General features: G+C 67.5%; 12 protein-coding genes and 1 tRNA gene. 6 read left to right on the top strand and 7 right to left on the bottom strand.

The window, feature by feature from the left end:
- The first annotated feature begins 79 nt into the window (after positions 1 to 79).
- From rph to IEV99_RS23310, 3 genes are all read left to right on the top strand, one after another.
- Positions 80 to 793 carry a ribonuclease PH gene (gene rph, locus IEV99_RS23320; protein ID WP_188520227.1) on the top strand — a complete coding sequence of 238 codons (714 nt, stop codon included), beginning with the start codon at positions 80 to 82 and terminating at the stop codon, positions 791 to 793.
- A gap of 10 nt (positions 794 to 803) precedes the next feature.
- A complete protein-coding gene (rdgB, locus tag IEV99_RS23315) occupies positions 804 to 1,433 on the top strand; it encodes an RdgB/HAM1 family non-canonical purine NTP pyrophosphatase (protein ID WP_188520226.1) in 630 nt (209 codons plus the stop codon).
- A 125-nt stretch (positions 1,434 to 1,558) separates the two neighbouring features.
- Positions 1,559 to 2,197 carry a hypothetical protein gene (locus tag IEV99_RS23310; protein WP_188520225.1) on the top strand — a complete coding sequence of 213 codons (639 nt, stop codon included), beginning with the start codon at positions 1,559 to 1,561 and terminating at the stop codon, positions 2,195 to 2,197.
- A 111-nt stretch (positions 2,198 to 2,308) separates the two neighbouring features.
- Here the strand turns inward: IEV99_RS23310 and rpsA are convergent, their stop codons facing one another.
- The 3 genes from rpsA to aroA all read right to left on the bottom strand — a co-directional run bounded on the left by rpsA (position 2,309) and on the right by aroA (position 6,265).
- Positions 2,309 to 4,018 carry a 30S ribosomal protein S1 gene (rpsA, locus tag IEV99_RS23305; protein ID WP_188520224.1) on the bottom strand — a complete coding sequence of 570 codons (1,710 nt, stop codon included), beginning with the start codon at positions 4,016 to 4,018 and terminating at the stop codon, positions 2,309 to 2,311.
- Between the two features lie 245 nt (positions 4,019 to 4,263).
- Positions 4,264 to 4,896, bottom strand: a complete 633-nt coding sequence (gene cmk / locus IEV99_RS23300) for a (d)CMP kinase (protein WP_188520223.1) — start codon at positions 4,894 to 4,896, stop codon at positions 4,264 to 4,266.
- Positions 4,897 to 4,900: 4 nt separating this feature from the next.
- Entirely contained in the window at positions 4,901 to 6,265 is a 1,365-nt protein-coding gene (gene aroA / locus IEV99_RS23295) for a 3-phosphoshikimate 1-carboxyvinyltransferase (protein ID WP_188520222.1), read from the bottom strand.
- A 170-nt stretch (positions 6,266 to 6,435) separates the two neighbouring features.
- Here aroA and IEV99_RS23290 point away from each other — a divergent pair, with 170 nt between their 5' ends.
- The 3 genes from IEV99_RS23290 to IEV99_RS23280 all read left to right on the top strand — a co-directional run bounded on the left by IEV99_RS23290 (position 6,436) and on the right by IEV99_RS23280 (position 8,960).
- Positions 6,436 to 6,825 carry a TIGR02300 family protein gene (locus IEV99_RS23290; protein WP_188520221.1) on the top strand — a complete coding sequence of 130 codons (390 nt, stop codon included), beginning with the start codon at positions 6,436 to 6,438 and terminating at the stop codon, positions 6,823 to 6,825.
- Between the two features lie 87 nt (positions 6,826 to 6,912).
- Positions 6,913 to 6,988 (top strand) — tRNA-Ala (locus IEV99_RS23285).
- 277 nt (positions 6,989 to 7,265) lie between these two features.
- Positions 7,266 to 8,960: a methyl-accepting chemotaxis protein gene (locus IEV99_RS23280; protein WP_188520220.1), complete on the top strand. Its 1,695-nt coding sequence runs from the start codon at positions 7,266 to 7,268 to the stop codon at positions 8,958 to 8,960.
- A gap of 147 nt (positions 8,961 to 9,107) precedes the next feature.
- On the opposite strand, the gene IEV99_RS23275 is transcribed toward IEV99_RS23280, so the two are convergent.
- The 4 genes from IEV99_RS23275 to IEV99_RS23260 all read right to left on the bottom strand — a co-directional run bounded on the left by IEV99_RS23275 (position 9,108) and on the right by IEV99_RS23260 (position 12,593).
- Positions 9,108 to 9,446, bottom strand: coding sequence for a hypothetical protein (locus IEV99_RS23275; RefSeq protein ID WP_188520219.1), 339 nt, complete (start codon positions 9,444 to 9,446; stop codon positions 9,108 to 9,110).
- Positions 9,447 to 9,700: 254 nt separating this feature from the next.
- Positions 9,701 to 10,549, bottom strand: a complete 849-nt coding sequence (locus tag IEV99_RS23270) for an ABC transporter permease (protein WP_188520218.1) — start codon at positions 10,547 to 10,549, stop codon at positions 9,701 to 9,703.
- Positions 10,550 to 10,557: 8 nt separating this feature from the next.
- Positions 10,558 to 11,466 (bottom strand): ABC transporter permease, encoded by a 909-nt coding sequence (locus tag IEV99_RS23265; RefSeq protein ID WP_210318700.1) that lies wholly within the window; start codon positions 11,464 to 11,466, stop codon positions 10,558 to 10,560.
- Positions 11,463 to 12,593 carry an ABC transporter ATP-binding protein gene (locus tag IEV99_RS23260; RefSeq protein ID WP_188520217.1) on the bottom strand — a complete coding sequence of 377 codons (1,131 nt, stop codon included), beginning with the start codon at positions 12,591 to 12,593 and terminating at the stop codon, positions 11,463 to 11,465. The genes IEV99_RS23265 and IEV99_RS23260 overlap by 4 nt, the downstream gene beginning before the upstream one ends.
- Positions 12,594 to 12,641: the final 48 nt, after the last annotated feature.

Genomic DNA, 12,641 nt, shown 5'->3' with positions numbered 1-12,641 from the left:
CCTCAAGACGCCGCCTTGCCCTCCCGCCCGCCGGGGCCTAGAACGCCGCAACCTTTGTTTCAACAAACAGGATGCCCTCATGCGACCCTCCCGCCGCGCGCCCGACGAGCTGCGCAAAGTGAGCCTGGAGCGCGGCGTGGCCCGCTACGCCGAAGGATCCTGCCTGGTGAAATTCGGCGAAACGCACGTGCTGTGCACGGCCTCGCTGGAAGAGCGCGCGCCGCCATGGCTGCGCAACACCGGCAAGGGCTGGGTGACGGCCGAGTACTCGATGCTGCCGCGCGCCACGCATGAGCGCACCCGCCGTGAGGTGACGTCCGGCAAGCCTTCCGGCCGCACGCAGGAAATCCAGCGCCTGATCGGGCGTTCGCTTCGCTCCGTCGTCGACCTGACGTCGATCGGCGAAAAGCAGATCGTGATTGATTGCGACGTGATCCAGGCCGACGGGGGCACCCGCACGGCCGCGATCACGGGCGGCTGGGTGGCGCTGCACGACTGCATACAATGGATGCGGGGCCGCTCCATGCTGACCGGCAACCCGCTGAAGGATCACGTCGCGGCGGTGTCGTGCGGCATCACCAAGGGCGCGCCGGTGCTCGACCTCGATTACGCCGAGGACAACGGCGCCGAGACGGACGCCAATTTCGTGATGACCGGAACCGGCGGCCTCGTCGAGATCCAGGGAACGGCCGAGGGCAAGCCGTTCTCGGAGGAAGAATTTCTGACGCTCATGCGGCTCGCCAAGCAGGGCGTCGCGCAGCTGGTCGAGCTCCAGAAGCTCGCCGTGATGTAGGGAGGCCGCCATGGCCCGTATGCTGTCCGGCACGGTGGTGATCGCCACCCATAACAGGGGCAAGCTGAAGGAAATGCAGGAGCTTCTGGCGCCGCATGGCCTGACGGCCGTGTCGGCCGGGGAGATGAACCTGCCCGAGCCTGACGAAACTGGCTCGACCTTTGCGGAGAACGCCAGGATCAAGGCCCAGGCGGCCGCCAGGGCCTCCAATTTGCCGGCCGTGGCGGACGACAGCGGCATCTGCGTCGCGGCCCTGGAGGGCGCGCCAGGAATCTACTCGGCGCGGTGGGGCGGACCCGAGAAGGATTTCGGCGCCGCCATGCAGAAGGTCGAGGCGGGTTTGCGCGAGCGCGACGCGTTCGAGCCGGACCAGCGCCACGCCTGGTTCATTTCTGCGCTCTGCATCGCCTGGCCGGACGGCCATGTGGAAGAGTTCGAGGGCCGGGTGGACGGCACGCTGGTCTGGCCGCCGCGCGGTACGGCCGGGTTCGGCTACGATCCGATGTTTCTGCCCGACGGCCATAACCGCACCTTCGGCGAGATGTCGGCCGAGGAGAAGCATGGCCTGCCGCCGCACGGGTTGGGCCTGTCGCACCGGGCGCGGGCCTTTATCCTGCTGGAGCAAACCTGCCTGGCCTGAGCAGGCCAGCTTGGCCTGAGCAGGCCAGCTTCCCGATCCGGTCGCCTTTTTGCGGCCGGGATCCGGTCCAGCTTGCGCCGCAACGCAACGTCTTATTCAGGCAGTCGCTGAATGAGGCCGCCCCGATGATCGATTCCAAGCACCTGCTCGCCGCCACCGCATCCTTTGTTCGCACGGCGTCCGGCCAGGTCGTCACGTCCGTTGCGGCAGCCCTGTGCGTCGCCGCGATCACGAACGCCGTCGTGGGGAAGCCGCAGCCGGTGCAGCCGCCCGCAATCGTTCTGGTCGCGCCGTCCACGCCCAGCGCTGAGCCGGTCGATCGGGCCGGGCGGGTCGCGGCTGCTCCCCAGGCGGCGTCGTTCACGATCACGGGCGCATTTCCGATGCAGGCCGAGCTGGCGCACGGGTTTCCGATGGACGGCGACCCCGGCTTCCAGACATCCCTGTCGCGGCCCTTCGCGGCCCTGGCTGGGGGCGCCTGGGCCGAGCCCCGGCTGAGCTACACCGTGATGGCGGCCGACGAGCCCGCGCCCACGCCCCGTCGCAAGCTCCAGGCGGCCAAGCCGGCCCGGCCCGCCCCCGTCGTGGTGGCGGCCGTCGCGGAGCCGCCGGCCGCGCAGGGCGCTGTCGTCGAACAAGCCGATCATGACGGCCCGCGCATCTTCGGTTTCCGCACCCCCAAGCTGCTGCCCAGCATGGGTGACGTCGTGGGCGGCGTCACGGCCGCGGCCTCGTCCCTGACGCGGCTGGCGCGCTTCGACTGACGACGCGGCGCAATCCTGCCTCTGAACAAGAAAAACCCGCCCGGAGCGATCCGGGCGGGTTTTCGTATGGGCTGAGAGGCCGATCGGGCCAAAGCCCGGCCGGCGGGGCGATTACTCGCCCTTGTTGGCGCGCTTGAGAGCGGCGCCGAGGATGTCGCCGAGCGAGGCGCCGGCATCAGCCGAGCCGTACTGAGCGATGGCTTCCTTCTCTTCGGCCATCTCGAGCGCCTTGATCGAAACCTGCACCTTGCGCGACTTGCGGTCGAACATGGTGACGCGGGCGTCGATCTTCTCGCCGGGGGCAAAACGCTCGGGACGCTGGTCCTGGCGCTCGCGGGCAAGCTCGTTGCGCTTGATGAAGGCCGTCAGGTCGGTGCCGACGATCTTGACCTCGAGGCCGGATTCCTTGACCTCGGTGATCTCGCAGGTCACGACCGCGCCCTTCTTGACGTCGCCAGCCGCAGCCGCATCCGCGAAGGGATCGCCGCCGAGCTGCTTGATGCCAAGCGAGATGCGCTCCTTCTCGACGTCGACGTCGAGGACCTGCGCCTTGACGATGTCGCCCTTCTTGAACTCCTCGATGACCTGCTCGCCAGGGCGATTCCAGTCGAGGTCGGACAGATGGACCATGCCGTCGACATCGCCGTCCAGGCCGATGAACAGGCCGAACTCGGTCTTGTTCTTGACCTCGCCCTCGACCACGGTCCCGGAGGGGTTCTTCTCGGCGAAGGCCTCCCAGGGGTTCTGCAGGGTCTGCTTGAGGCCCAGCGAGATGCGGCGCTTGACGGGATCGACCTCGAGGATCTGCACTTCCACTTCCTGAGAGGTGGAGACGATCTTGCCGGGGTGGACATTCTTCTTGGTCCACGACATCTCGGAGACGTGGATAAGGCCTTCGATGCCGGGCTCCAGCTCCACGAAGGCGCCGTAGTCCGTGATGTTGGTGACGCGGCCCGAGAACTTGGCGTTGACCGGGTACTTGGCCTCGATGCCCTCCCACGGATCAGCAAGCAGCTGCTTGATGCCAAGCGAGATGCGGTGCGTCTCATGGTTGATCTTGATGATCTTGACCTTGAGCTGCTGGCCGATGGTGACCACCTCGGACGGATGGTTCACGCGGCGCCAAGCCATGTCGGTGACATGCAGCAGGCCGTCGATGCCGCCGAGGTCGACGAAGGCGCCGTACTCGGTGATGTTCTTGACGACGCCGTCGACGGTCTGGCCTTCCTCGAGGTTCGCGACCAGCTCGGAACGAGCCTCGGCGCGGGTCTCTTCGAGGACGGTGCGGCGCGACACCACGATGTTGCCGCGGCGACGATCCATCTTGAGGATCTGGAACGGCTGCGGCACGCCCATGAGCGGGGTGACGTCGCGGATCGGACGGATGTCGACCTGCGAGCGCGGCAGGAACGCCACGGCGCCGTCGAGGTCGACCGTGTAGCCGCCCTTGACCTGGTTGAAGATCACGCCCGTGACCTTCTCGTTCTTCTCGTACGAGACTTCGAGCTTGACCCAGCTCTCCTCGCGGCGAGCCTTGTCGCGCGAGATGACGGCTTCGCCGAGCGCGTTCTCAATGCGGTCGAGATAGACCTCGACTTCGTCACCGACCTCGAGGACGCCTTCGCGGCCGGGTCCGGTGAACTCGCGGAGGGCGACGCGGCCCTCGGTCTTCAGGCCGACGTCGATGACGGCCATGTCCTTCTCGATGGCGACGACCTTGCCCTTGACGACCGAACCCTCGAGGGCGTCGGCGGCGGAAAAGGACTCATCGAGCATCGACGCGAAATCTTCGCGCGAAGGGGTTTTCAGGGCTGCGGACATTGTTTCTCCTGGGGCCTTCGGGGCCCGGCGCCGGTGGTTTGCGTTACGATGCGCTCCCTCTCGCCGATGCCTCCGCGAGAGCGAAGGCCCCCGCCATGGGCGGGCCGGCGCGAACCGACGATCAGGAGCGTGGTTCAATTCGGCCAGGGAGCCGGGGGATATCGACACGCGGGGCGACACGACAAGAAGGGCGCGATGAACGCGCCCTCTTCTCCGGAGCCGGTTCCTCGACCCCCTCGGGGGTGTCAGTCCGGCTCCCGCCTCGCGGCCTCGACATGAGCGACGGCCGCCTGGAAGGCCTGCTCTATACCCAAATCGGTCGTATCGAGCAAGCGTGCGTCGGCGGCGGCCACGAGGGGCGCGGTGGTGCGGCCCGAATCACGCGCGTCGCGCTTGCGGATGTCGGCCAGGACGTCCTCGTAGGGAGTGGGATCGCCCCGGCCGGCGAGCTCGCGATGACGGCGGCGGGCGCGCTCCTCGGCGGAGGCGGTGACGAAGATCTTCACCTGCGCGTCCGGGCAGATCACGGTGCCGATGTCGCGACCGTCCAGCACAGCGCCCTCGGGTCGGGCGGCGAACTGGCGCTGCCAGGCCGTCAACGCCGTGCGCACCGCCGGAATGGCGGCAACCACAGAGGCGGCCTCGCCCATCTCGCGGCCGCGCAGGCGGGTTTCGTCCAGGTGGGCGAGATCCAGCGATTGTGCGGCGCGCACCGCCAGGGCTTCGTCCCCGAGCGGATCGTGGTGGTCCAGCAGCGTGCGGGCGACCGCGCGGTAGAGCAGGCCGGTGTCCAGATGCGGCAGGCCGTAATGGAGGGCGAGCCGCTTGGCCAGCGTGCCTTTGCCGGATGCGGCGGGACCGTCGATCGCGATGATCATGGTGTCAGGCCGAAAATCGGGCCCCGAGGCCCTGCATCAGGCCCTCGAAGGCGGGAAAGCTGGTGGCGATCATGGTGCGATCGTCCACCGCGACGGGCTGGCGCGACGCGAGTCCCATTACGAGGAAGCTCATCGCGATGCGGTGGTCGAGATGGGTGGCGACCGTGCCGCCCCCTTGCGCCTGTCCGGCGCCGCCGCGCACCAGCAGGTCGTCGCCAACGATGCCGTGGTCCACGCCGTTGGCCGCGAGGCCGTCCGCCACCGCCTGCAGACGGTCGCTCTCCTTCACGCGCAGCTCCTGGAGGCCGCGCATCCGGGTCTCGCCGGTCGCGAAGGCGGCCGCGACGGCCAGCACGGGATACTCGTCGATCATCGAGGGGGCGCGGCCCGCCGGCACATCGACGCCGGTGAGCGCCGAATGGCGGACGCGCAGGTCCGCGACGTCCTCGCCGCCTTCCACCCGGCGGTTGAGCTCGACGATGTCGGCCCCCATCTCGCGCAGCGTCGTGAGCAGGCCGGTGCGCAAAGGGTTCATCATCACGCCCTCGACGACGATGTCGGAGCCGGGGGTGATCAGCGCGGCGACGATCGGGAAGGCCGCGGAGGACGGGTCGGCCGGCACCACCACGTGGGCGGCCTTGAGCTCGGGACGGCCGTCCAGGACGATCCGGCGGCCATGGTCGCCCTCCGGCGTCACCGTGACGGTCGCGCCGAAATAGCGGAGCATCTTCTCGGTGTGATCGCGCGACGCCTCGGTCTCGATCACGGTGGTGCGGCCGGGCGCGTTCAAAGCTGCGAGCAAAACCGCCGACTTGATCTGCGCGGAGGCGACCGGGGTGCGGTACTCGATCGGCAGCGGGTCCTGCGCGCCTTTCAGCGTGATGGGGCAGCGCCCGCCCTCAGCCTCGGACACGACTACAGCGCCCATGCGGGTCAGCGGATCCAGGATGCGGCGCATCGGGCGCTTGCGCAGCGAGGCGTCGCCGTCGAACGTGGCCGTGATCCCGGCGCCGCCGACGACGCCCATCATCAGGCGCGAGCCGGTTCCGGCGTTGCCGAAGTCGAGCACGCCGGAAGGTTCGCGCAGGCCGCCGACGCCGACGCCCTGGATGCGCCAGGCGCCCTCGCCCGTGCGGTCGATCGTGGCCCCGAGCGCGCGGCACGCCTCGGCGGTGCGCAGCACGTCCTCGCCCTCGAGAAGACCCTCGACAGTGGTTTCGCCCACAGCGAGCAGGCCGAAGATCATGGCTCGGTGCGAAATCGACTTGTCGCCTGGGGCGCGAACGCGGCCGCGCAGGCTCGCCCCGGGGCTCGCGGTGAGCGGCTGCGGGGCGCCGTGATGGGCCTCTGAGGCGGGCGAACTGGACACCGTCGATCTCTCCGGGTGCGGGTTCCGAAAGGTTGGCCGCACCTAGCACAGGCGCACGGCGCCGTCACGCGGCGGGACCTCAAGCCAGGCAAGGACGAGCGACACGTTGACAGCCGGGGAACGGGCGACTAACCGAAGCCATCCCTTTTTCCCTGACAAGGCTGGTCCCAGTGGCGAAACCGGAACTCGGCACCAAGCGCCAATGCCAGAGCTGCGGCGCGAAATTCTACGATCTCGGCAAGGATCCGATCGTCTGCCCGAAATGCGGAACCACCTATACGGCGGCCGCGATCGCGCCGCCGACGCGGGGACGCGCGGCCGAAGTCGCAAATCGTGACGACGACGAGGAGACCGAAGAGGCCGGCGCCGGCCCCGAGCTCGTGTCCCTCGACGAAGTCGAGGCGGAGGAGAGCGGCAAGGAGCTGCCGACCGACGACGACGTCGAGATCGAGGACGACATCGCCGAAGACGACGACACCTTCCTGGAAGAGGAAGAGGCCGGCGACGACGACGTGGCCGACCTGATCGATGGCGAAATAGAAGACGACGAAGAGGCTTGATCCGATCGGCGAGGGCGGCTATAGACCCCCTCGCCGACGCAAGACGGCGACGCGCCGGGGGGCCCCAACCCCCTGGTTTCGGTAAGTGGGGCCATAGCTCAGCTGGGAGAGCGCTTGAATGGCATTCAAGAGGTCGGCGGTTCGATCCCGCCTGGCTCCACCAACCGGAACTCTCCCGCCTGATGCGGCGAAGATTGAAAAATCAGCATCTGAACCGTCAGAAATCGTTGTTGTCCTGAGCGCCGTCGTGTTTCCGACGGCGTTTTCGTATGTTGTGCCGTATCGACGCCAGTTGTGATTTGTCGATTGGGCGTCATGTTTCGGGTAAAAACTCGATTTCGTTTACCACATTGTGAGGAATCTCCCCTAACGGTTGTCAATACCAATCCCCGATTGTGTGGCGCAGTGACGCGTGCCGGGGGTGGCAAGGGGGACGGGTCATGGCTTCTGGGCGAACTATCACGCGGTGGCTGCTGCTCACGGGAGCGGGCCTCGGCACGATCGGATTGACGTGGCTGTCCGCATCCGCGAGCCCGGCGCTGGGACTTGGCTTCGGGGCCATCTCGCTCGGATGCGTTCTGGTCGCGGCCGTTCACCTGGTCTGGGCCGAACCGGCCGCCGTTGTGACGACCGAGGCTGATCAGGACGCACAGCGGGAGCTGACCCGCTTGCGCGCAGCGATCGACAGCTCGCCCACCAACGTGATGATGGCCGACGAAAATCATCGCATCGTCTACGCGAACGAATCAGTTCGCCGGCTCTTCGCCGAGCACGTCGCGGATTTCAGACAGGCGCTGCCGCGCTTCGACCCGAACGGGATCCTGGGCGAATCGATGGGAATCTTCCATCGCAACCCGGCCCATCAGGAGCGCATGGTGTCCAGCCTCACGGCGCCGCATGTCGCGCGCGTGAAGGTCGGCCGGCGGACCTTCGATCTCGTCGTGTCTCCCATCCTGGCCAAGGGCCAACGTCACGGGGCCATGCTGGAATGGCGGGACGTGACCGCCGAAGCCGGCGCCCAGGATGAAATCGCCGCCGTGGCGGCAGGCGCGCAGGCGGGAGACTTCACACAACGCCTGAGCGTGGAAGGGAAGACGGGGTTCATTCGCCGTATCGCCGAAAGCATGAACGGCTTGTGCCAGGCGATCGATTCGGCCACGTCCGAACTCGCCGCAAGCCTGCAGTCGCTTGCGCAGGGCGACCTCACCCGAACCATCAGGGCGCAGCACCAGGGGCGGCTCGGCGAACTGAGCGAGGCCTTCAACGACACCGTGGCGCGACTGGCCGAGACGGTTGCGACCATCCAGGGGACGGCCGCGGATGTTGGCCAGGCCGCGCGCGAGATCAACAGCGGCGCCGACGACCTGTCCGGCCGCACGGAGCAGCAGGCCTCGTCGCTGGAGCAGACGGCCGCCACCACCGAGGAGCTGGCCGCATCCGTGAAGGCGTCCGCGGCGTCGTCCCGCTCCGCGGTGGCGGCCGCCAATGACGCACGCCGGGTCGCCGAGCAGGGCGGCAAGGTGGTGACCGAGGCCGTGGCCGCGATGGAGCGGATCGAGCAGGCGTCCAAGCGCATTTCGGACATCACGACGGTGATCGACGACATCGCGTTCCAGACCAACCTGCTGGCCCTGAACGCGGCCGTCGAGGCAGCCCGCGCCGGCGAGGCCGGAAAAGGGTTTGCGGTGGTGGCCTCGGAGGTGCGCACGCTCGCGCAGCGCTCCAGCGACGCCGCCAAGGACATCACCGGCCTGATCAACAGCTCGGCGCAGGAAGTGGCCGAGGGCGTGCGCCTCGTTCGCTCCACCGGCAGCGCGCTGGTCGAAATCGTGGACGCGTCGCAGCGGGTCGCCGGCACGGTAACGGAAATCTCGGACGCGTCCGGCGAACAGGCGAATGGCATCGACGAAATGAGCCAGGCGATCGCGCATCTCGACGAGATGACGCAGCAGAACGCCGCGCTGGCCGAACAGAGCGCCGCTTCGGCCGCCACGCTGACATCGCAGCTGACGCGCCTGAACGATCTCGTAGCGCATTTCCGGGTGGATCAGGGCCGCCATGGCGGCGGAGAGCCCGCCCGGTTGCAGAGCCTGGCGGACGACGCCTTCAGGGGACGCAAGCGCGCCGCTCGCTAGACCGCAGATCGAGCTGATCGCAAGCTACGGGTCGAACGCACCTGCGTCTCTCATGCGCATCATCCGTTCCACCAACCCGTATCCGCTCGGTGGAACGCTCAAGCGCTTCGGCGGGCCGGCAGCCGCCCCGGGCGGCCGGCCAGCGCGTCAGTTTCGATGATGCTGGAGTAGCGGCTGATCGGCGGAGACGTCCAGCGCGGCGGGTTGACCATCCGACGGCAGGGAAGGTCGGCCCGGATTGGCGAGCGCGTAGCGAAACATCGCACGGGCGTAGATCAGTCCTTCGGCGAGGCCTTCGGCCTGTTCCTCGTAGGTGAAGTCGCCCGTATCGAGCGCCTTGATCTCGGCGATTGTTCGCTGCTCGAGCGCCTGGAGGGCGGCAGGGTCGGCGTGTTCGGCGTTGTAAGCGGTGATTACAACCTGAAGAGCGCGGAGAAGGGCCGCGATCGTAATGGTGTCCACCGACGTGAGGGTGTCATCGGTCATTGCGCATCCTTTGATCCTGGAGGTCCGCGGCCATTCTGGCGCTCGCCGCTGGCGCCCCATGCCGGGTTTCGTCCCGGGTTGCTTTCACGGTGAGCGAAGGATCAAAGCTTGAGAAGCAATCACAGGTTGTATCGTGCGTTGCAAATGCCGTTTTGAGAGCAATACCCTGCGGTTGCATCTCCGATGGTGAACACGCAATTAACCGGTGTCATGCGGAAGTTGTTTATATGCGAAGTTTGAGGCGTTAACGCTCTTCAGGCGAGCTGCAGCGCGCTCATCTGCTCCTGCTCGGCGGCTTTCTCGGCCGCACGTTCGCGCGCCGATTCCCGCCGGCGCATGATCTCGTAGGCCACCGCGCCCGCGACCGTGACGGCGATCAGGATGAGGCCGAGCGCATTCACGGCCGGCGTCAGGCCGGTGCGGACTTTGGATGCGATGTAGATCGTCAGCGTCGTGTCCGTGCCGCGCGTGAACAGGGTCGTGTTGTAGTTTTCGAAGCTCTGGAAAAAAGCCAGCACGGCCCCGGAGATGATCGCGGGCTTCAGGTGAGGCGCGAGGATGCGGCGGAACACCTGGCCGTGGCTGGCGCCCAGGTCGAGCGCGGCTTCCTCCAGGCTCGAGTCGAACCGCTGGAGGCGCGCCAGCACCATCAGCATCACATAAGCGGTGATGAAGCTCGACTGGCCGATCACGGCCAGGTGGAGGCCGCCCTTGACGCCCAGCCGATCCCAGAACACCAGCGTGGAGATGCCGATGATGACGCCGGGCGTGAGCAGCGGCGACACCATCACGGCATACAAAAATCCGCGCGCCTTGGCGTGGACGCCGTTCAGCACCATCGCGGCTGCGACGCCGAGCGGCACCGAGACGACGATTACGAAGAAACCGATGATGAAGCTGTTCTTGAGCGCCACCCACATGCCGGCGTCGTTGTAGAGCGCCTCGAACCACCGCGTGGTGGTGCCGAGCCACGGCGTCACGGTGGGGAAGCGGCTGGTGTTGAATGTTGCGGCCGCCATCACGACCAGCGGCAGAAACAGATAGAGCAGGAAAAGACCCAGATAGATCGTCAGGAGACGGTCCGAAGCGCGGTGCGACTGCATCGGGACCTCTACTTGGCGATGTCGGTCAGCCCGACCTTGAACACGCGCATCATCGTGAGGATGAAGGCGACGCACAGGCCGAGCAGGATGAACGCGTAGGCCGAGCCGCGCGGCCAGTTCTGGGCTTCGAAGAACCAGCTGTAGATCGTCTCGGTGAACCAACGCGTCCCGGGGCTGCCAAGCAGGGCGGGCACCACATAGGAGGACGCCGCCAGCACGAACACCATGATGCAGCCCACCGCGATGCCCGGCTTGGCGTGCGGGATCACGACGCGCCAATGGATGCGCCAGGTCGGCGCGCCGAGATCGCGGGCGGCCTCAACCTGGTTGCGGTCGAGCGTCTCCAGCGCGTTGTAGAGCGGGAACATCATGAACAGCAGGAACGCGTAGGTCATGCCGATCAGCACGCCGCCGCTGCCCGACAGCCAGCGCACGGGCGCGTCGATGATCCCCAGCGCCTTGAGGATGATGTTCAGCGGGCCGCTATAGGCCAGCATGATGTACCACGAGAAGGTGCGCAGGATTTCGTTGATCCAAAACGGGATCACGAGAATCAGCAGCAGAAAGGACGCGCGCTCGGGCGTCGCCACCTTGGCGAGGTAATAGGCCACCGGGTAGCACACCACGAGGCAGATGAAGGTCACCAGCGTGGCGCCCCACAGGGTGCGCAGGAAGACGCGGAAGTCGTCCGGGAACTCGAGGTTCACGAGGTCGATGCCGCGAAACAGCGAGGCGTAGTTCTCCAGCGTGTAGTGGTCCTTGGGGCCGCCCATCTCGACCACGGTGAGATTGGGGTGGAAGGAGTATTCGACCATCACGAAGTAGGGCAGCACCACCATGGCGAGGACCCAGATGGCCACGCCCGACAGCATCGCGAGCGCCATCCCGGTTCCGTAGCGCCGGAAGAGCTCGCTCACGCGGCGACCTCCGCGGCGGCGTGCTGCATTTCGCCGGATCCCGCACCCGTTCCAGCGTCGCCGCCCGTCGGCAACACCACCGCGCTCTCGGGCGCAAAGCCAAGCGCGAGCTCCACGCCCGGCGCGAGGCTCGGCAGCGCGCCGTCATTGGCGGCCTGCACGATGATTTCGCCGTCGGCGGCGCCGTTCAGGAACAGGTTGGCGAAGCTGCCCTCGAAGTCCACGTGGTGGATGCGGGCGGACAACCGGTTCGCCTCGTCGGCGCCCATGCGCAGGCGCTCGGGGCGCACGAACAGCGTCGCCTTGTCGCCGGCCTTGAGCGCCGGACCGGCGCGGCCCGAAAGCAGGCCGGCCGCCGTTTCGATGCGGGCGACGCCGCCCGCAATGTCGGCGACGCGGCCAGAGAAGCGGTTGTTCTCGCCCACAAAGGTGGCCACGAAAGGCGTTTGCGGGGCGTCGTAGATCTCGGAGGACGGCCCGACCTGCTCGATGCGGCCGCGCGACATCACGGCGACGCGGTCCGACATCGTCAGGGCCTCGCCCTGGTCGTGCGTGATGTAGATGAAGGTAACGCCGGTGCGGCGCTGGATGGCGCGCAATTCGGAGCGCATGTGCTGGCGCAGCTTGAGATCGAGCGCCGAGAGCGGCTCGTCGAGCAGCATGACCTTGGGCTCCACCGCCAGCGCGCGCGCGATGGCGACGCGCTGCTTCATGCCGCCCGAGAGCTCGCTGATGCGCTTGTCGGCCGCGTCCGGCATGGCGATGAGCTCGAGGAGCTCCATGGCGCGCTTGCGGCGCTTGTCGCGGGGCACGCCGCGGACCTCGAGCCCAAAGGCGATGTTCTCCCACACGCTCATGAGCGGAAACAGCGCGAGGTTCTGGAAGATCAGGGCCGTGGGCCGCTCGTTGGGGCCCTTGCCGGCCATGTCGACGCCGCCGATGCGGACATGGCCCTCGGTGGGCTCGGTGAAGCCCGAGAGAATGCGCAGGATCGTGGTCTTGCCGCAGCCGGAGGGGCCCAGGAAGCTGAAGAACTCGCCCGCCCGCACGGTCAGGTTGATATTGCGGACGGCCGTGAAGTCGCCGAAGCGCATGGTGACGTTGTCGAGTTCGACGTCCTGGCTCATGGGGCTCCAGAGGGTCGTTGCAGGCGCCGCCGCACGCGATCGGCCAGG

The sequence above is a fragment of the Alsobacter metallidurans genome, from assembly GCF_014636935.1.
Lineage (GTDB): Bacteria > Pseudomonadota > Alphaproteobacteria > Rhizobiales > Beijerinckiaceae > Alsobacter > Alsobacter metallidurans.
This window is presented reverse-complemented; position numbering and strand designations above follow the sequence as displayed.

Excerpts from the sequence above, each read along its gene's own strand:
- rph (WP_188520227.1), top strand. The coding sequence starts at position 80 with ATGCGACCCTCCCGCCGCGCGCCCGACGAGCTGCGCAAAGTGAGCCTG.
- rdgB (WP_188520226.1), top strand. The coding sequence starts at position 804 with ATGGCCCGTATGCTGTCCGGCACGGTGGTGATCGCCACCCATAACAGG.
- IEV99_RS23310 (WP_188520225.1), top strand. The coding sequence starts at position 1,559 with ATGATCGATTCCAAGCACCTGCTCGCCGCCACCGCATCCTTTGTTCGC.
- rpsA (WP_188520224.1), bottom strand. The coding sequence starts at position 4,018 with ATGTCCGCAGCCCTGAAAACCCCTTCGCGCGAAGATTTCGCGTCGATG.
- cmk (WP_188520223.1), bottom strand. The coding sequence starts at position 4,896 with ATGATCATCGCGATCGACGGTCCCGCCGCATCCGGCAAAGGCACGCTG.
- IEV99_RS23280 (WP_188520220.1), top strand. The coding sequence starts at position 7,266 with ATGGCTTCTGGGCGAACTATCACGCGGTGGCTGCTGCTCACGGGAGCG.
- IEV99_RS23275 (WP_188520219.1), bottom strand. The coding sequence starts at position 9,446 with ATGACCGATGACACCCTCACGTCGGTGGACACCATTACGATCGCGGCC.
- IEV99_RS23270 (WP_188520218.1), bottom strand. The coding sequence starts at position 10,549 with ATGCAGTCGCACCGCGCTTCGGACCGTCTCCTGACGATCTATCTGGGT.
- IEV99_RS23260 (WP_188520217.1), bottom strand. The coding sequence starts at position 12,593 with ATGAGCCAGGACGTCGAACTCGACAACGTCACCATGCGCTTCGGCGAC.